The sequence below is a fragment of the Myroides phaeus genome, from assembly GCF_009799805.1.
GTDB classification, from domain to species: domain Bacteria; phylum Bacteroidota; class Bacteroidia; order Flavobacteriales; family Flavobacteriaceae; genus Flavobacterium; species Flavobacterium phaeum_A.
Genome location: NZ_CP047050.1, coordinates 1,181,376 through 1,201,193, shown reverse-complemented (window position 1 = coordinate 1,201,193; position 19,818 = coordinate 1,181,376). Strand labels below are relative to the sequence as shown.

The 19,818-nt window shown below is 34.1% G+C and carries 15 protein-coding genes; 2 read left to right on the top strand and 13 right to left on the bottom strand.

Annotation, left to right across the window (positions count from 1 at the left end; translation table 11 throughout):
- Positions 1 to 30 precede the first annotated feature (30 nt).
- Together GQS07_RS05440 and GQS07_RS05435 are read left to right on the top strand one after the other, a co-directional pair.
- Positions 31 to 1,284, top strand: a complete 1,254-nt coding sequence (locus GQS07_RS05440; protein WP_158209944.1) for a dicarboxylate/amino acid:cation symporter — start codon at positions 31 to 33, stop codon at positions 1,282 to 1,284.
- Positions 1,285 to 1,292: 8 nt separating this feature from the next.
- Complete coding sequence (locus GQS07_RS05435; RefSeq protein ID WP_158209943.1) at positions 1,293 to 1,997, top strand: DedA family protein; 705 nt, start codon at positions 1,293 to 1,295, stop codon at positions 1,995 to 1,997.
- 151 nt (positions 1,998 to 2,148) lie between these two features.
- On the opposite strand, the gene GQS07_RS05430 is transcribed toward GQS07_RS05435, so the two are convergent.
- The 13 genes from GQS07_RS05430 to GQS07_RS05370 form a co-directional block, all read right to left on the bottom strand.
- Positions 2,149 to 2,487: a 2Fe-2S iron-sulfur cluster-binding protein gene (locus GQS07_RS05430; protein ID WP_090409516.1), complete on the bottom strand. Its 339-nt coding sequence runs from the start codon at positions 2,485 to 2,487 to the stop codon at positions 2,149 to 2,151.
- Between the two features lies 1 nt (position 2,488).
- Positions 2,489 to 3,544, bottom strand: a complete 1,056-nt coding sequence (locus GQS07_RS05425) for an NAD(P)/FAD-dependent oxidoreductase (RefSeq protein WP_158209942.1) — start codon at positions 3,542 to 3,544, stop codon at positions 2,489 to 2,491.
- A gap of 118 nt (positions 3,545 to 3,662) precedes the next feature.
- A complete protein-coding gene (locus GQS07_RS05420; protein WP_090409512.1) occupies positions 3,663 to 3,902 on the bottom strand; it encodes a NifU family protein in 240 nt (79 codons plus the stop codon).
- Between the two features lie 20 nt (positions 3,903 to 3,922).
- Positions 3,923 to 5,053, bottom strand: coding sequence for an Mrp/NBP35 family ATP-binding protein (locus GQS07_RS05415; protein WP_158209941.1), 1,131 nt, complete (start codon positions 5,051 to 5,053; stop codon positions 3,923 to 3,925).
- Positions 5,054 to 5,170: 117 nt separating this feature from the next.
- Entirely contained in the window at positions 5,171 to 6,466 is a 1,296-nt protein-coding gene (locus GQS07_RS05410; RefSeq protein ID WP_158209940.1) for a TolC family protein, read from the bottom strand.
- The gene (locus tag GQS07_RS05405; RefSeq protein ID WP_233269315.1) at positions 6,459 to 8,846 is read right to left on the bottom strand and encodes an ABC transporter permease; all 2,388 of its coding nucleotides are present in this window, start codon (positions 8,844 to 8,846) and stop codon (positions 6,459 to 6,461) included. Before GQS07_RS05405 ends, GQS07_RS05410 begins: the two co-directional genes overlap by 8 nt.
- Before the next feature lie 73 nt (positions 8,847 to 8,919).
- Positions 8,920 to 9,753, bottom strand: coding sequence for a GIN domain-containing protein (locus tag GQS07_RS05400; RefSeq protein ID WP_158209938.1), 834 nt, complete (start codon positions 9,751 to 9,753; stop codon positions 8,920 to 8,922).
- A gap of 29 nt (positions 9,754 to 9,782) precedes the next feature.
- Positions 9,783 to 12,188: an ABC transporter permease gene (locus GQS07_RS05395; RefSeq protein ID WP_158209937.1), complete on the bottom strand. Its 2,406-nt coding sequence runs from the start codon at positions 12,186 to 12,188 to the stop codon at positions 9,783 to 9,785.
- 1 nt (position 12,189) lies between these two features.
- Positions 12,190 to 14,628 (bottom strand): ABC transporter permease, encoded by a 2,439-nt coding sequence (locus GQS07_RS05390; RefSeq protein ID WP_233269314.1) that lies wholly within the window; start codon positions 14,626 to 14,628, stop codon positions 12,190 to 12,192.
- Entirely contained in the window at positions 14,621 to 16,999 is a 2,379-nt protein-coding gene (locus GQS07_RS05385; RefSeq protein ID WP_158209936.1) for an ABC transporter permease, read from the bottom strand. The genes GQS07_RS05390 and GQS07_RS05385 overlap by 8 nt, the downstream gene beginning before the upstream one ends.
- A 6-nt stretch (positions 17,000 to 17,005) precedes the next feature.
- Positions 17,006 to 17,767 carry a GIN domain-containing protein gene (locus GQS07_RS05380; protein ID WP_158209935.1) on the bottom strand — a complete coding sequence of 254 codons (762 nt, stop codon included), beginning with the start codon at positions 17,765 to 17,767 and terminating at the stop codon, positions 17,006 to 17,008.
- A gap of 13 nt (positions 17,768 to 17,780) precedes the next feature.
- Positions 17,781 to 18,464 carry an ABC transporter ATP-binding protein gene (locus tag GQS07_RS05375; protein ID WP_199269114.1) on the bottom strand — a complete coding sequence of 228 codons (684 nt, stop codon included), beginning with the start codon at positions 18,462 to 18,464 and terminating at the stop codon, positions 17,781 to 17,783.
- A 23-nt stretch (positions 18,465 to 18,487) separates the two neighbouring features.
- Entirely contained in the window at positions 18,488 to 19,729 is a 1,242-nt protein-coding gene (locus GQS07_RS05370; RefSeq protein WP_158209933.1) for an efflux RND transporter periplasmic adaptor subunit, read from the bottom strand.
- Between the last annotated feature and the right edge of the window lie 89 nt (positions 19,730 to 19,818).

Genomic DNA, 19,818 nt, shown 5'->3' with positions numbered 1-19,818 from the left:
ACTATTTTCACGCTCAAATCACAACTAAAAATGAAGAACAACAAACTTTTCATTGCAATTATTATCGCTCTTGTTATCGGAGTGATATTCGGAAGTATTATTCACTATACCTTACCTGAATATATCGAAGGTTTTTCCAACAACATTAAATTACTTGGAACAATCTTTATTCGTTTAGTTCAAATGATTATCGCTCCTTTAGTTTTCTGTACGCTTGTAGTCGGAATAGCTAAAATGGGAGATATGAAAATGGTTGGACGAGTTGGTATGAAAGCAATGGGCTGGTTTATTACAGCATCTATGGTTTCTCTGGGTATCGGATTAGTCCTTGTTAATTGGTTTAAACCTGGTGTTGGTGCTAACTTTGATTTAAATAATGTTTCTTCTGCCAATGATTTATTGACTAAAACAGATGCACTTAGTTTACAGTCATTCATTGAGCACTTAATCCCTAAGAGTATTTTCGAAGCTTTTGCGCATAATGAGATTCTTCAAATTGTAGTATTCTCGGTGTTCTTTGGAATTGCCTTATCTACTTTAGGAAAAAAAGCAAAACCAGTTATTAAACTATTTGACAGAATATCTGAAGTAGTTTTAAAAATGGTTACATATATTATGTGGACTGCCCCATTGGGAGTTCTTGGAGCAATTGCGAGTGCAGTATCTCTTTATGGACTAACAATCTTTATCACGTATGCTAAATATTTAGGTGCTTTCGCATTAGGATTAGTGATTCTATGGGCTGTTTTAATTTTGGTAGGGTTCCTTATTATTGGAAAAGACGTTTGGAGATTGTTAAAAGCAATTAAAGAACCTTTACTAATTGCCTTTTCTACAACAAGTAGTGAAGCAGTATTCCCTAAATTAGTTGAACAATTAAAAGCTTACGGTTGTTCTTCTAAAATAGTTTCATTTACCTTACCTTTGGGTTACTCTTTCAATTTAGATGGTAGTATGATGTATCTTACATTTGCCAGTATCTTTATTGCCCAGATTTACGACGTACCTATGACCTTAGGTGATCAAATATTAATGCTTCTTGTTTTAATGGTTACGAGTAAAGGAGTTGCAGGAGTACCTCGAGCTTCTTTAATTGTTATTGTTGCTACTTGCGCAATGTTTAATATTCCACCTGAAGGTATTGCATTTATCTTACCTATTGACCACTTCTGTGATATGGGTAGAAGTATGACAAACGTATTAGGAAATGCTTTATCAACTGCAGCAATTGATAAATTTGAGGAAAAAGAAGAACACACTAATGAAACACTTGATATAGAATAAAAACAATTATGGACGAATTTCAAATTTCTCAGTTAATTAACCCTGAGTTTTATATAAATCTACAAATCGCTGGTCACTCAATCGGAATCTATGTAGTACTATTCATTGTATTCGCTGAAACGGGATTGTTTGCAGGATTCTTTTTACCTGGAGACAGTTTATTATTCCTTTCTGGAATTTATAGCACAGCTTTAATGCAAGAGCTTTTTGCAATTGAAAGTGACTTTGTAAATGTTGCTTTACTTTCTACTTTAGTTGCCTTAGCCGGAATATTAGGTAACACCTTTGGCTATTGGTTTGGTGCAAAAAGTGGTAACTATTTGTATAACGTAAAAGATAACTTTATTTACAAAAAGAAATACTTATACGAATCTAAAGTATTCTTTGAAAGACACGGTGGTAGAGCTATTATCTTTGCTCGTTTCTTACCTGTTGTAAGAACATTTGCTCCGATTATTGCTGGGATCGTAAGAATGGATATCAAACGTTTTATGTTATATAACGTAATCAGTTCTTTCTTATGGGCTACTACATTAATCTTTGCAGGTCACTACTTACAAGTATGGTTAATGGATAGCTACGGTATCAACTTAAAAGATTATATCGAGTACATTGTTTTATTCTTGGTTTTAGTTACTACACTTCCTGTAATCATCAAATTGATGAAAAGCAAAGGTGGTTCTGAAAAGAAAAAAAGCAGTGAAGAAGCTTAAAATAAAATATACATAAAGGGATAACAAATTGTTATCCCTTTTTTTGTACTTCTCAATATCCTCCTTAATTTACCTAAGATTACAATGATCGTTACAAAAAAAGGCTGTACGTAAACGTACAGCCTTTATATTACTATGTATTGTTATATAATTAGCCTTCTGGCGCTAATTCAACTTTTAAACCTTCTAATGAAGGTGTTAAATGCAACTGACAACCTAATCTACTATTGTCTTTTACGTTAAATGCTTCTGATAGCATAGCATCCTCATCTGGATTCATCTCAGGAAGCTCTACTTCATCTGCATTCAAGACGTAACATTGACAAGAAGCACACATCGCCATACCTCCACAAATTCCAATCGTTCCTTCTGGAGCTAACTCATAAGCACGTACTAACTCCATTACGTTCATATTCATGTCTGTAGGAGCATCTACCTCATGGGCAACGCCATCGCGGTCTACAATCGTAATTTTAATATCTTCTGCCATATTAGTCTATTGCTTTTACAACAGCTTTTTCTGCTTCTTTACGTGTTCCATCAAACCCGTTAATTCCAGATACTGTTGTATATTTTAATACAAATTTCTTACCAGGATTCATCATATTATAAACACTTTGACACATTAATGTTGCTTCGTGGAAACCACATAAAATCAACTTTAATTTACCAGGATAAGTGTTTACGTCTCCAATAGCATAAATACCAGGAATGTTAGTTTGATAGTCTAATGCATTATTAACTTTAATAGCATTTTTCTCTATCTCTAATCCCCAATTAGCAATTGGTCCTAACTTAGGTGTTAACCCGAATAAAGGAATAAAGTAATCACAAGCAACTTCTGATTGCTCTCCATCTTTCTCAATCACTACAGCCTCTAATTTCTCGTCATTCCCTTTTAAAGCAACAACCTCTGCAGGCGTAATTAAGTTTATCTTACCTTGATCTTTTAAAACCTGTACTTTTTCAACTGAATCTAAAGCTCCTCTAAATTCATTTCTTCTGTGAACCAAATGAACTTCAGCTGCAATCTCAGCTAAGTAAATACTCCAGTCTAAAGCAGAGTCACCACCACCAGCGATAACAATCTTCTTACCTGCAAACATTTCAGGTTTTTTCACAAAGTATTCAACTCCTTTATCTTCGTAAAAAGCTAAGTTCTCTAATTCTGGTTTTCTTGGTTCAAAAGAACCTAAACCTCCAGCAATAGCAACTGCTTTTCCGTGATGTTTTGTACCTTTATTTGTTGTAACGATAAACGTTCCATCTTCAAGTTTTTCAACTGTTTCTGCAACTTCATTTAATGTAAATCCAGGTTGGAACTGTTTTATTTGTTCCATTAAATTATCGATCAACTCTGCAGCACCAACTGATGGATATCCAGGAATATCAAAAATAGGTTTCTTTGGATACAACTCAGTTAACTGACCTCCTGGCTGAGGAAGCCCATCTATTAGATGACACTTTAATTTTAATAATCCTGCTTCGAATACAGCGAACAGACCTGTAGGGCCCGCTCCAATAATTATTATATCTGTTTCAATCATGATGTAGTTTCTTTTGGGCAAAGTTCCTCTTTGCTATAATTATTAAAAATGATAAAAGTCAACTATCAATGAATAACACCACAAACGGGTTGTTTATTGATAGTTGACTATGTTATTTTTAGCCGACATTAACTACAGATTCGATCTCTGGAGCATACTTTTTAATAGTAGTTTCCACTCCAGCACTTAGCGTCATTTGATTAACACTGCAAGCTGTACAAGCTCCTTCTAAGCGAACCTTTACGTGCTTGTCATCTACAATGTCTAAAAGTGTGATGTCTCCTCCATCTGCTTGTAAAAACGGACGGATTTCATCTAACGCCTTTTCGACATTCTGTTTGATAGTTTGTGATGTCATATTTCTTTATAAATTAATCATTATTTTTTACCTGCTGATGAACAACCAGCCATAGTAGTAATTTTAATAGCTTCTGTTGGTGGTAAAGATTCATTTCTTAACACAACTTGCTCTACTACATTTCTTGTAACGTTATTGAAAACTTCTGAAATGATCGTATCATTTTGTAACGCTGCTGGGCGACCATAGTCTCCTGCTTCACGAATACTTTGTACAATTGGCACTTCTCCTAAGAAAGGTACTTGTAAATCTTCTGCTAAGTTTTTAGCTCCGTTTTCTCCGAAAATGTAATATTTGTTTTCTGGTAATTCTTCAGGTGTAAAATACGCCATATTCTCAACAATTCCCAATACTGGTACGTTGATACTTTCTGACATAAACATAGATACTCCTTTTTTAGCATCTGCCAATGCTACAGCTTGAGGTGTAGAAACTACAACTGCTCCTGTAATTGGTAAAGACTGCATAATTGATAAGTGAATATCTCCTGTTCCTGGAGGTAAGTCAACTAATAAGAAATCTAATTCTCCCCAATCTGCATCAAAAATCATCTGGTTTAATGCTTTTGCTGCCATTGGTCCTCTCCAAATGATCGCTTGATCTCCTTTTGTGAAGAATCCGATTGAAAGAATTTCTACTCCATATGCAGTTACTGGCTTCATCTTAGATTTACCATCTACTTCTACAGAGATTGGTTTAGCATTCTCTACGTCAAACATAATTGGCATAGAAGGACCGTAAATATCAGCATCTAAAATACCAACTTTGAATCCCATATTTGCTAAACTTGCTGCTAAGTTTGCAGTTACAGTAGATTTACCTACTCCTCCTTTTCCTGAAGATACAGCAACGATATTCTTAATACCTGGTATTGCTTTTCCTTTGATTTCAGGTTTCTCTGGAGCTTCTACTTTTATATTGACTTTTACTTTTGCTTTGTCATAAATTTGGTCGTGAATAACTTTCATTACATCCACTTCCGCTCTTTTTTTAATATGTAAAGCTGGTGTAGTTAACACTAAATCAACAACAACTTCGTCTCCAAAAGTTACTACGTTGCTAACAGCTCCACTTTCTACCATATTCTTTCCTTCTCCAGCGATTGAAATAGTTTCCAATGCTTTAAGAATTTCTTTTCTATCTAATTTCATTATATGCGATTAGTTTTCAACAATTTAATATAAATTCTGACTAACGCAAATATAGTGGGAATATTTGAAATTTTAATGTTAATATATTCTAAATACAAATAATGCTATAACTTTTAATTATAGCATATTAGTATTATTTAACTGAAGTCTTTTTACCAATAAAGACCTGTTTATATTATTCTTAATCAAGGCATATTGAGCACTTAACATTTGATTTTTAGCAGCATTGAAAGAAAAAATATCTGCTTTACCATTCTCGTACTTAACTTGCGTTGTAATGAATGACTTCTGTGACAACTCTATTCCCTTAGACAGCTGTTGTGCTATTAAATCTAATTGTTCAATCTCCTGATTTATTTCTTGATTTTGCTTCAATAATCCTGTTTCACTCTCTTTAATTCGCATTTCATTTAATCGCAATTCTTCTTCTTTCTTTTTCACTTTACGAATAATATTCCCTCCTTGAAATATTGGAATGGTTAATTGCAAGCTAATAGAATGACTCTTATTGTCTCCCATTTGCTTTGAAAAAGCGTTAATATCAAGGTCTAAAGCAGTATTGAAAGGACGTGAATAAAAAGATCCAAAAGAATAATTAGCTGATAAATAAGGCAAATTAGATGACCTTAAAAGTTGCTTGTCTTTCTCCAAAATCATCTGATTTAAACGAAACTTCTCAAGCGTAGGATTGAATGTATAGTCTGTAAATAAATCTATTACTTCCTCTTGATAAACCAACGTAATTTGACTTGTTGACAGCGAGTCTACATTCAACAAATGCAATAGCCGCATCTTTTGATTATTCAAATCATTCTCTGTTTGCTGAATATTGATTTTCTCATTGTGAAAAATAAAGTCTATATCATACAAGTCACTCTGTGGCTTTGCACCTGCTTCAACTTCTTTCCTTACACGGTGGAAGTTCTCTTCACTATTGACGTATTGCTGTTGTTGAATCTTTAAAAATTCTTGTGTTCCAATAATCCCAAAAAACAATTGCAACAATTCTGATTGGTATTCATAAAATACTTCTTGTTCGCTCAATTCTGCATAATCAACCAATAACTGCTGTTGCTTATTTTCTACAAAATTTGACCAATTAAACAACTCTAAACTGGTATTTACAGAAGCTTGTGTTGTTGCAATATTTGAACTAACACGCGAGTTTGTACTCATATCTACGGCCGAACCAAAGTTATATCCTTGACTCCCATTTAAATTTACTTTAGGCAAATAATAAGAAGCAACACTTTGCTTTGACTTCTCTGCAACGCTTTTCGTTAAACTGGCAACCATCAGCTTATAGCTATTTTCTTTGCCTTTTTCAACACAATCACGCAAAGTCCATTGTTCTTGAGCATAAGAACTAAACGCAAACATTATGACAAACAATAAACAACTTACTTTATTCATAATTAATATACTTTAAAACATTAATACGCGTTGCTTGCCAAGCTTTCCAAAACACTAATAACATTGAGAAAAGCATCAAGCATACAAAAGCAATAACAAATGGTAATACAGTGATTGAAATGCGATAAACAAAGTCCTCTAACCACAGATTCATTACATAGACTACAGGGTAAATTGATATGATAAAACCAATAAGACAATACACAATAAATCGCACAGATAACTTTAAAATCAGATTAGTGGAATCAGCTCCTAATACCCTGCGAATTGCTATTTCTTTTAACCTGCTTTCAATACTGAAAGACACAATTGCCATCAAGCCAAACAGCGCTATAAATACTGATACCCCCATCAAACACATAAACAACGTACGTTGATATAGTGTTTTTTGGTAACTCTTAGCGAAGTCTTCATTTGCAAATGTATATTGCATAGGATATGTAGAGTCTATCCTTTTACTCCAAAAATCCTCTAATGCCTGTAATGTTTTTTGGGTATCTTTAGCGTCTATTTTTACTGCGATATGATCCGCCAAATAATAAAACCAATCAACTGAATTAGGCATAAAATAGGTTGACGGATTAGTGCTTTTACTAACCCCTTCTATCTTCATATCTTTTACAACACCAATTACCTCAAACTCTTTTCCATTCCACTTTATCTTCTTTCCAAGTATTCCATCTGAAAAATTGAAAGTTGTTTTAAATGTTTCATTAACGAGAACTTTACTAACACTATCTGTTGCAAGGTTACGATCAAAGAAACGCCCTTCTACCAACTCTCCATCAAACACTTTTAAAAAATCATAACCTACAGAAACATTGTTACTTTGAACAGAAGTGTCTCCTATTTTATTTCCAGAAGCACTGCTATACCCTCCACCAATACGCATTGAATGCATCGTCGTTTCTTTTACGCCTGCAATCTTTTTTAAGTCAGATTCTATCTGTTGATAAAGCGTATTTCGCTTGCTAATATCCTTAATTTTAAAATTAATATTAACAACCTGATTGCCATTAAAGCCTAAGTCCTCTTGTAAAATATAATCTACCTGTTTGTGAATAAAAACAGCGGTTGTCAAAAAGAAAAAGGCGATGACAAACTGTAAAATTAAAAACACATTTCGAATGCGAATACCTGCTTTTCCACGCATATAATTCCCCTTCAACACTTTCAACGTATCAAATGAAATCAAGAATAAACTTGGCAATGTACCCGACAATAAAATAACCACTAAAGCAATTCCAACAATTGGCAATGCAAGAGTAGATAGATTAAACACAATGGTTCGATTAACTAACAAATTAAAATACGGTAGTAATACCTCAACAAACACTAAAGCAATCGCCAAAGCTACAGCTACAGTAAGAATTGATTCAAAAATAAACTGTTGAAACAATTGTCCTTTTGTAACGCCTATTGCTTTTCTGATTCCTATTTCTTTGGCGCGTTTAAAACTGTTAACTAAAGCCAAGTTAACTGCGTTTATAATAGATAACACTAACAATAAGACAGCAGAAACCATCATTATATTCAACACCTTTGCCGCAGTTGCTCCTCCTCCCAATCCTCCTGAAAGGGGATTTAAGTGAACTGTATCTAATGGATTAAAATGAAGTACAATGTTATCTTTAAAATTTTTCTTTAACTCTTCTAAAGTAAGCGACTTATTCTTCATATACATTTGAAAAACATCGTCGTAAATCACATCTCTGATACGTTCCTGAACATCTTTAATCTGGATTCCTTCTTTTAACTTCAGCAACAAAGTATAATTGTGATCTCCCCAATTATTTTCTCTATTAAAAGCTATTTGGTCTTCAGTAACAAAAGAGGTTAAGCCTTTAAAAGTAACGGAACTATTTCCAGGAACACGATAAACAAAACGGACAGATAACACCTTTCCATTTTCCAGTACAATCGTCTTCCCAATTGGATTAACCCCTTTGCCAAATAATCGCTCTGCTTCTGTTATGTCAATCGCTAAAGCGTCTTTATAATTCTTTTTATATTCCTCTGCACTTCCATAAATTGCTTCAAACGGAAAAAATTCAAAAAAGTTAGCTTGCTTCTCACTTATTTCGTACAAAAAATCTTTGCGTCCCTCTACCTCAACACTTGAAATATCGTCAAACGTAAAGCTAAAGTTATAAGCTTCTACAATATCTGATAGCTTATCTAAATTGTTTGTAACAGGCGCTGGAAACCAATTTTTAAAATACGACTCTGACGTTCCCTCTACTTCATATACTCTATTTTTATAAGGATTCCACTGGTTATAACTATGCTCGTTATTCCAAAATAACAATACGAGGATAACAGCTGTCATTCCAACCGCCAACCCTAAAATGTTTAATGCAGAAACAATCTTGTTCTTCATTAAATTCTTGATATATAATTTAAACCAATTCGCTATCATAGGAATCCTTACACTTTTATTTTATCTGTATTGATTACTCAACCCTCTTTACTGATCCTGATGAAGAAGTTGAAACATTTACTTTTTGAACATCACCAACGTATTGAACGCGCCCTGATGAACTTGCTCTCCCTACTACCTCATCAGAAACAGTAAAAATCATTGAACCTGATGAACTTGCACGGCCATCTAATGTCTTTGTAGCAAATTCTCTTGCTTTGATATTTCCAGAACTTGATGCTGATGCATTAACCTCATTTGCTTTTCCTGATGCAGTAATTTTACCTGAACTACTCACTCCAAAACTTGCTTTCTTACTTGTTAAACTAACCTCTACTGATGAAGATGAACTGGCAGATAAACTTGCATTACTCATCACCGTAAAGCTTCCTCCTATTTTAGCAGATGAACTTCCTTCTATTGTCAAGTCATCCGCTTTAACTAAGGCTCCTTCATATCTTCCTGAACTTGATGCTGTCACTGAGAAGTGCTTAGCTTTTGCTTCGTTGACCAAATTAAAACGAGCTGAAGATGACACTTGTACTCCTTCTAACTTAGGGTTGTGAATTGTAACAACAACTGACTTCCCATTACTTCCCATATAAACAACCTTATTTCGCTTTCTACTGACCTTTGACTCTATGTAAACCGATAAACGCCCATTTGCATTTACTTCTGTTTTTACACGATCTAATAACTCTTGATCTTCTGCATCAACAACTACTGATTTAGGCTCACCATAGGTAAACTCAACTCTAATTCCCTGTGATGCTTTTACGTTATCAAAATCACTTACCTGGCGCGTTTCTTTTACTTGTGCAAAAACACTGCTTCCTACTAATAAGAAGAACATTACTAATTTTTTCATATCTATTCGTTTTTGGGGGTTTCTATTTATTATTCGTATTTTATATACTTCAAAACATTGACACGTGTAGCACTAAATGCTTTTATCAACACAATGAAAAGCGTCAACAAGGCAATCACTACAAATGTTACTATAAATGGTATAGCAGATATTTCAATTCGAAATGCATAATTACTTAACCACTTATTTAAAAAGTAATAGCTCGGGAAAATTGATACAACAAATCCTATTACTCCCATCACTAAATACTGTTTTGACAATTGGCTCAACAATTCTCTTCTTGATGCTCCTAATACCTTGCGAATTGCCACTTCTTTTAATCTTCCATTGATGTCAAACGAGGCTAAACTATACAATCCAAACAGTGCTATAAAAATGACAACACCGTTTAATATCAAGAAAACATTGCGTTCTTTTAAAGTAGAATTAAAGGTTTTGGCAAATGTCTTATCTACAAATTCATAACTAAACGGTTCATCAGAAATCTCTCTTCTCTCCCATATCTTTTGGACCTCACTCATCGTTTCTTCTATATTGTTCATATCTATTTTTAGAAACATAAAGTTGATAGTATTCCCTACCCAAGGCACAGTATTTAAGTGCATATAAATGGCAGGACTATATTCTCTCTTTAGACTGTGTAGATGGTAATCTTGAACAACACCAACAACTGTAAATTCATAACTATTCCAATCCACCTTTTTACCCACTGGATCTGTCATTCCTAATCTTCTCACAACAGTCTCATTAATCAATATGTTGCTTATTGTATCAGAAGCTAAATCTGCTGAAAGTTGTCTTCCTTCTTTAATTTTGATATTTAGCATATCTAAGAAGTTATAATCCATTCCTCCATTTTCTACTAATGAGGTGGTGTTCCCATATTTAATTGAACTTCCACTTCCTCCTGCATCCCACATCAACGCACTTGTACTAACACCTTCAACACCTTTAACTTTTGACATCTCCTCTTTCAAACTGAAATAAACATCGCGTTTTTTCTCCCACGGAATTTTTCCGAAATAAGGAATCGAAACAACTTGCTCTCCATTAAAGCCCAAGTCCTTTTGCAACATATATGTAATTTGTTGTTGTACAATCCAAGCACCACTAATAAAAAAACAAGCTATACCAAACTGAACAATCAACATCCCTTGTTTTAACCTCACGCCCTTTTTACTTCTTGTTACTTCTCCTTTTAAAACCTCTAATGTTTTAAAATTAGCAAGGAATACAGCTGGCAATGTTCCAACAATTAACACGACTCCAAAAGTTATCAACAACAACCACGGCAAGAAATCTAACAACTTAAACTCCATTCGTGTATTTAGAAACCCTTGTAGTAAAGGCAATACAAACTCTACTATTACCATCCCAATTAGCACAGCCAACAGGGTCGTTAACAACGATTCGAATATTCCTTGTATCCACAAGTTATGCTTGCTGGCTCCTACTGCTTTACGCACGCCCACTTCTTTACCTCTACTAATCGCTTGTGCAGTAACCATATTGATATAGTTAAATACTGACAAGACCAAGATTAAAACTGATAATCCAATCATTGTGTACAACAAACGAACATTTGCCCCTCCTTCTGGTGTACCATTCAAATTGAGTTTCTTTATTAATCGCTGACCACTTAAATCGTGTAAAACATACCCTTTCTCAAAAGGATTTTCTATTAAGTAATCTTCTAAAGTTTTTCCCTCAGCCTTAGCTTGAACAGCATACAGGTTATCGATTAACAAGTCTTCTACCTGACTCTTATTGTTTACATCATTTAACTTTAACCAAATAGTACCATTGTAATTCCCCCAACTATCCTGTTCTTTTACATAGTCATCTTGAGAATTAACAAATATATTCGCTGAAACAGAGCTTCTCTTATCTCCTAAAGTAAATACACCACTCACCACATAATTTTCCTCTTCATAGCGAATTACTTCTCCAATAGGATCTTTGTCTCCAAATAGATATTTGACATATTTATCTCGTATTACAGCTGCTTTCTTTCCTGAAAACGGTTTCTTCTTATCTCCTTTTACAATCTCGAAAGGGAAAAAATCAAAGAAATTAGACTGCACATCTAACAATTGGTTATATGCTTTCTTTTCACCATTTATGATCAATACTCCTTCTTCATAATAGTTGAACATATAGCTATAATCAACGACTTGAGGAGATAGTTCTTTTAGTTTCTCGCCAAAAGGATAAGGCAGCTTCATCCAACTAACATCTTTATCGATTTTTGACTCCACCACAAACACATCATCCTTATTCGGATTCCATTGGTCGTAACTTGATTCCTCTAAATAGTACAAAGACGATAATATCACTGCCGATATACCTATTGCTAAGCCAATCACAGTCAGCAAGAAATACATCTTGTTTCTAACCGTGTGGTACCAATATATTTTCAACCAATTTTTTATCATCTTATTCGTATTTGATGTATTTCAAAACATTTATTCTCGTTGCTGCATAAGCTCTACTCAACACAATGAGTAAGGTCACACACAGAATAACAACAAAACTTATTACAAACACGCCCCATCCTATTTCAATGCGGAACGCGTAATTACTCAACCATTTATTTAAAAAATAATAACTCGGAAAGACTGCAATAGCAAAACCAATCACACAATAAACCACGTATTGCATACTCAAGCGCTTTAATAAGCTACTGGTCTCTGCCCCTAACACTTTGCGAATTGCTACTTCTTTTAGCTTGGTACCAATCGTAAATGAGGATACTGCAAACAATCCAAATAAGGCAATGAACAACACTACATAATTCAATACACTAAATACTTTTCTCTCCAAGAGAACCCTATCGAATGTTTTGGCAAATTGCTTATCTACAAACTCATAAGTAAAAGGCTCTTTCTGTCCTACATTATACTTATTCCAAATCTTTTCAATAGCCTGTAAAGTAGCCGGTATGTTTTCTTGCTTAAGTTTTACAGAAACTATCTGAAACTGTGTTTTAACGCGTTTACTTGTGTTTAAATGCATATACATTCTTGGAGAAACTCCACTCTCTAATCCAGATATATTGAAATCGGTAACAACACCGATAATTTGAAATTTATAACCCTTACCTTCTATAAACTTTCCGATCGGAGAAGGTTCCTTTACTGCTTTTACAAAACTTTCATTCACAACTACATTACTTATACTATCCGAAGCAAATTCTTTAGCAATATTTCTCCCTTCTTTCATTTTAATTTCATACAAATCAAAATACTCATAGTCCATCGCGATCTGGGCTGTCAAAACATTTTCTTCTTTGTAAGGATAATAAGTGAAAGTCCCCGAACCTCCTTTGTCACCAAAATGAGTAGTGCCTATCGCTACACCCTCTATACCAGATTCTTGAAGCAACTCTTCTTTGAAGTTAAAATACTTATGTAAACGTTCTTCCCCATTATCCCAACGATCTTTATCCATAAAGGAAATCCCTATAACCTGATCTCCTTTAAACCCTAAATCTTTATTCAACATAAAGTTAACTTGCTGATTTACTAAAAGAGAACCAATGATAAAAAAACAAGCAATAGCAAACTGAATAACTAAAAAAGTATTTTTAACAAAATCCCCTTTTTTACTGCGGTGAAAGCTTCCTTTTAGAACAGACAGCGTTTCATAGTTTGCTAAATATAATGCTGGAAAACCTCCTACAAGAAAAACTGTAAAGATTAGAACGCTGATTAATATGGGTAGAAAATCTTCAATTGAAAACACTATATTCGATTGTACAAAGGCGTTAATAAAAGGTATTATCAACTCTACAAAAACAATGCTTATTAACAAGGCTATCACTACTGTTATCAATGCTTCAAACAATCCTTGCAACACAATATCCTTTTTATTTGCCCCAATTGCTTTTCGTATTCCAATTTCTTTTCCCCTACCTAATATTTGAGATAAAGTCAAATTGATATAATTGAACACAGACAACACCAAAATCAAAATAGATAAACCACTCATTATTTTAAGCATCTGTATGTTTGCATTTCGTTCAGGAAAATGATATTCATTTCCACTAAGTCTCAGTCCATTTAGCACATACAGTTCAGGCTCTGTATAAAAATGATTGCGTTGTTCTTTTATTAAGGCTTCTACACTAATACCTTTCGAAAGAGCCATCGGCTTGTAATAATTCTCTAAAAAAGCATGATTGATTACATCTGTTACTTTTCCCGAATCTTTCGTTTTAACCAACAAAGCAAAATTAGAAGTGTACCAATTATCATTGGTCAAAATATCTTCCATTAGATCTATTAAAACTATATTTGGACTAACAGACCCCCTGTCTTTTCCTACTGAATAAACCCCAGAAACAATATAATACTTGTCTTTTATTACAATTTCTTTCCCTATAGAATTAATTCCCTTTCCAAATAATTGTTCTGAAACACCTTGTTCTATCGCTATATCATTGGGATTTTTAAAAACTGTTGAAGGGCTACCATAAACAAATTCAAAAGGAAAAAAAGAAAAGAAATTATCTTGTGTTAAAAACACCTTTTCAATAGTTACTCCTTTTCCATTATACTCAACTAATTCACTCGTATAACCTGAATTATAGTACATATAATCCTCAACTACAGAAGAACTCTCTTTTATCGTTCTTCCTAATGGCATTGGCTGACTTGAATAAGTAATTGTCTCGCCTTTATTCATCAAAACATAAATCTCATCCTTATTCGGATTCCATTGGTCGTAGCTTGACTCTTCCAAATAATACAAAGACGATAATATCACTGCCGATATACCGATTGCCAAACCAATCACAGTCAGCAAGAAATACATCTTGTTCTTAACTGTATGATACCAATATATTTTCAACCAATTTTTTATCATCTTATTCATATTTGATGTATTTCAAAACATTTATTCTCGTTGCTCTCAAAACTTTTGTTGTCAATATCAAGAGTATCAACCCTAACAAAAGAAAGAAGGCATATATAAAAGGTGATAGTTCTATTTCTTGTCGATAACTAAACCTCATTAGCCATTTATTCATCAACCAATAGGTTGGATAAACTACTATGGCATATCCAACAATTACCATTATCACATAAGGCAATAACAACTGCCTTAGCATCTGCCCTGTATCAGCACCTAAGACCTTGCGTATAACTATTTCCTTTAATCTGCGCTCAACCACGAATGATATCACAGCGTATAACCCAAATAAAGAAATTAGCACTACGGCAACAATCCACAACACAAACATATCGCGTTGTGATAGCACTTTTTGATACGTCTGAGCAAATTGCTCCTTCACCAAAATAGGCTCAAATGGATATTCATAATCTACATTAACCAACCAAAATGCCTGTATGCGTTCCAGCGTCTCTTCTTTTATTCCTTCGTCAATACGAATAGAAATAGACTCTATACTGTATGGCAAAAAGTCAATGTCTTTCCAATTGAACAAAACCATCGGTTTAATCACTTCATCAAACCCATCTCTGTAAAAATTGTTGATAACCCCTTTAACGATATAGGTATTCCCATCAAAAGAAATTATCTCTCCAGCTACTTCATCTGCTCTCTTTCCTACTTTATCAACAAATTGTTGATTAACAACTACTGTTGACAAACTATCTACTGCAATATTAGCTTGAGCAATGTGCTCAAAACCGAGCATCTGTATATAAGTATCATCTACTCCCTCCATCACAAAATCAGTAATCTTATTCAATCCTAAATAAGCTGTATAATTGTGATTAACTGCTTTTGCACGATATGAAATAGTTGATAAAGAAACATCTTGTACTCCCTTTATCCCTTGTAAAGCCTCCACCAACTTCTCATTTCGGTAAAACTTACGTCTGATTTGTTGGGTGTATAACTTCACTTGGTAAACATTATCTCCTTCAAAACCTAAAGGTTGTTTTTGCATAAAACCTACCTGATTGTTAATTATCCAACCAACAATTAAAAAGAAAAAAGCAATAACAACTTGAACAGTTACAATTGTACCTCGCCAACCAGCTCCTTTATATCCCTTTACAAAAGGGGCATTAGTTAAGTTTCTAAGTGCAATATAATTCGCGTATAAAGCAGGAAGAACTCCTCCAAAACAAATAACCGCTAACAACAATAGCACAAGAACACCTATTAGTTTTCCTATTTCAAATTGAAGTTCACTATGTAAAAAGTTGTTGTAAACAGGCAAACTCAACTCCACAAATACAAGTGCTAAACACAAAGCGATTACAGCATTTAAAACCGTTTCGAAAATTATCTGTCCTACTATCTGTCTTTTTGAAGCTCCTATAATTCTTCTAATTTTAAACTCCTTAACCCTTCTCAAAACATTGGCTTGATTAAGGCTGATATAGTTTAAAATAGCTAAGAAAAATATCAATAGAGAACTTCCAAAAATCAACTTTACAGTTTCTATTTTTGAACGACCTTCTAACAACGCTGTTTGCTTAGAATCAAAGCGACCTTCCTTTAACGACGACAACTTAACTGCTATTTTATCTCCCGCATCGTTGTCGTATTTGTTTTGTTTTCTCTTTTCGTGATATTCTGTACTAACCTTTTTACTGATATTTTCCAGTGGCTGCTCTTTCGAAATTCTAACCACTAATCCAGACGTATTCTCTTGCCATAGACTTGGCGAATCAGCAGTATTCCACTCAATATTAGCAATTACAACATCTGGCATTATCGTTGCTTTTTGGTTCAAGCGATATACTCCATTAACCACATATTTTTGATGTGCTAATGAAAGTGTATCTCCTATTGGATTTACTTCTCCAAAAAAGCGCTTTGCCGTTTGCTCAGAAATCGCTACAGATAACTCTTTATTAAAAACTCTTTCTGGTTGACCATAGATAAAATCAAAATTATAAAAGTCGAAAAAAGTCTTCTGTGTATTTAGAATCTTATTGACAATCCCTTGTTCTTGGCGACTTTCTCCATAAAAATCAATGTACTCTAATGCAAAATAACAGTAGCTTTCTACTTCTCCTGCTTGCATTAAAGATGGACCTACACCTGCGGGAATCAAGACAGAGTTTCCTTGTTCCCCCATTTCAATATTAACTTCATATAATTGGTCTATATCTGTTATCCATCTGTTGTAGCTGTACTCCTCTTTCAAGTGTACAACTGCCATTAAAACGGAAGCCATACCAATAGCTAACCCAAGAATATTCCACAGAAAGAACATCTTAGACTTACCGATATAATTCAGATATATTTTAAACCAATTTGTTAACATCGTAGTTTACTTTGCTTTAACAGACCCCATCGAATCTGTATATTTTTTAAGTGTTTTAGGCGTGTTGTAGTAAATCACACTCCCCATAGAATCTGCATAGGCATTTAGGCTTTCCGTAGGATATACTTCTGCTTTCCCCATCGAATCTGCCTCTACTTTTACATCTTTAGCAACCAAGCCTTTCCCATTGAAATACGCAGCACTGTCAATATTCACTGTTAATGTTTCTACATCTCCCGTTACTACAGCCTTACCTGCACTATCCAAATTTGCTTTAATAGTTTTCGCTACAATATCTCCTTCGTATTTACTGGCTGAGTCAATATTTAAAGAAACTGTATTCGCTTGAAAAGAACCTGTCAGATACCCATTTGAATCCAAATTAATATTGACATTTTCTCCGGTTGCTCTTCCTGATAAAATTACTTTTGAAACTGTACTTACGTTATAGCTAACAATTCCTTTTTGAGCAATGGAAACTTTAATACTACCAATACTGCCCTTAAAGTTTCTCTTTCTATTACCGCTTGATAAATCAACGTAAATTTTCTTTCCTACCTGTCTAACACTAATTGCATCAGCCCCCTCTTGTTTGGTTGTAACGATGTCAACTGTTTTAGAATCCTTCGTAGGGTCCACAGTTACTTCAATAGGCATCGAAGTGTATAAATGAGTTGCCCCACCTGTGATTGTTATTGTTTGCTTTCCTTGTGCACTCATTAACCAAGTACACAACATCAGCAATAAAGTCAATATAAAACGTATCATACTCTTACTTTTTTTAGTCCGCAAAGACATCTACAATTTTGGTATTTACCTTTTCTGAAAGAATCATTCCGTCTTTCATCAAAATAGTACGCTCTGAATAAGAAGCATCGTGATTAGAGTGGGTTACCATTATAATAGTTGCCCCTTGTTGATGTAAATCTGTCAACAACTCCATTACCTCACTACCATTTTTACTGTCTAAGTTACCCGTAGGCTCATCCGCCAAAATAATCTTAGGGTTATTAATCAATGCACGACCTACTGCCACACGTTGTTGTTGTCCCCCTGATAATTGTTGTGGATAATGTTTTAAACGGTGAACGATATTCAAGCGTTCTGCTATTTCCATTACGCGTTTTTTGCGTTCTCCACTTGGCACTTTATTATAAATCAACGGCAATTCAATGTTGTCATAAACAGATAACTCGTCTATTAAATTGAAGTTTTGAAATATAAATCCAATGTTCTCTTTTCTAATCTTTGCACGTTGACTTTCTGTCAACCCCACCATCTCTTTGTCTAACAGCAAATAGCTTCCTGATGACGCATCATCTAATAACCCGATGATATTTAACAATGTTGATTTCCCACATCCTGAAGGTCCCATTACTGAGATAAACTCTCCTTCTCTCACTTCTAAGGATACTTTGTTTAATGCTGTTGTCTCCACTTCCTCTGTTTGGAAAACACGAGACATCTCTTTAATTGATATTACCATAACTAATCCTCTATATTTAAATGTTCAACTCTCAAATAATCTTTATAACTCGATACAATCACTTGCTCTCCAACTTCTAATCCAGATATCACTTCATAATATGCTGGATTTTCTCTTCCTATTTCTATATTTCGCCTTTGGGCTTTGTTATTTTTAACCACATATACCCATTCGCCTTTTGTATCTTGATAAAAGTTTCCTTTGGCTAATAATACTCTCTTTTCTTTTCCTGACAAGAATAATTTAACCCCGAAACTTGTTCCTTCTTGTAATTTTAATTCACCTTCAGTCAAAAATTTCAACTGTACTTCAAAGCGACCACTTTTTACTTCTGGCAATATCTTCGTTACTTCTACAGCTGTAATTTGTCCTTTTAAATCTACCTGTCCTTTTTGTCCAACAACTACCTTGTCTAAATAAAACTCATCAACTTGTGCGACCAACTTATACCCCTCCATTACATCTATCTTTCCAATACTTTCACCTGCTTGGTAGGTTTTCCCTAACACTGCTTCAAAAGAGGATAATCTTCCAGAAATAGGGGCTTTCAATAAAAAGTTGCCTTTGTTTTCTTTCAACTTCTCTAAGCTTTTTGCTAAGACAATCAGCGATTGATCCATTTGTTGTAACTGTACTTGATTACTTTGCTTTTCTTTAGCGATACTCTCTTCCATCAATGCTTTTCGCTTTTTTTGATAAGACAATGTCTCTTTTGTTTTATCCCAATCACTCTGAGAAAGTACCTCTTGGTCATATAGCTTTTTGTTTAACTGATATTGCAATTCGGCATTTTTATAGTCGTATTCGATGCTAATTAAATCTTTTGTTAAATTTAGTTCTTGACTTCGAATATTCATCTTATTCACGTTCAAATTATTCATTTGTTCAATTAGCGATGCTTCTTGAGACATAAAACTGAACTCCGCAGTTGGATTATATATGCGTACCAAAGGTTCTCCTTTTTCAACCATACTTCCATTTTCTACAAAACGCTCTTGAATAGATCCTCCCTCAACGATATTCACTAACAAAGAATGTAGTGGTTCTACTTGTGCCTGAAATGAAATATACTCCTCAAAAAAGTCTTCTGTAACTTCTCTAATTCTTATCTCTTTTTTAGGTACATTTAAGACTACCGTCTGAAAAAACGTAAAGTAAGTAGCTAACAATAAAAGTATTATTCCTACTATAGTAACTAATACTTTAAGTTTTTTTCTATTTTTACGAGGAAGGGCTCTGTCCATACTAACGCTATTTTTCTTTTACAATGAGAAAAATGTGCCAGTAGACTATAAAATAGCACACCCTTAAATATCAACACCTTACAAAAAAA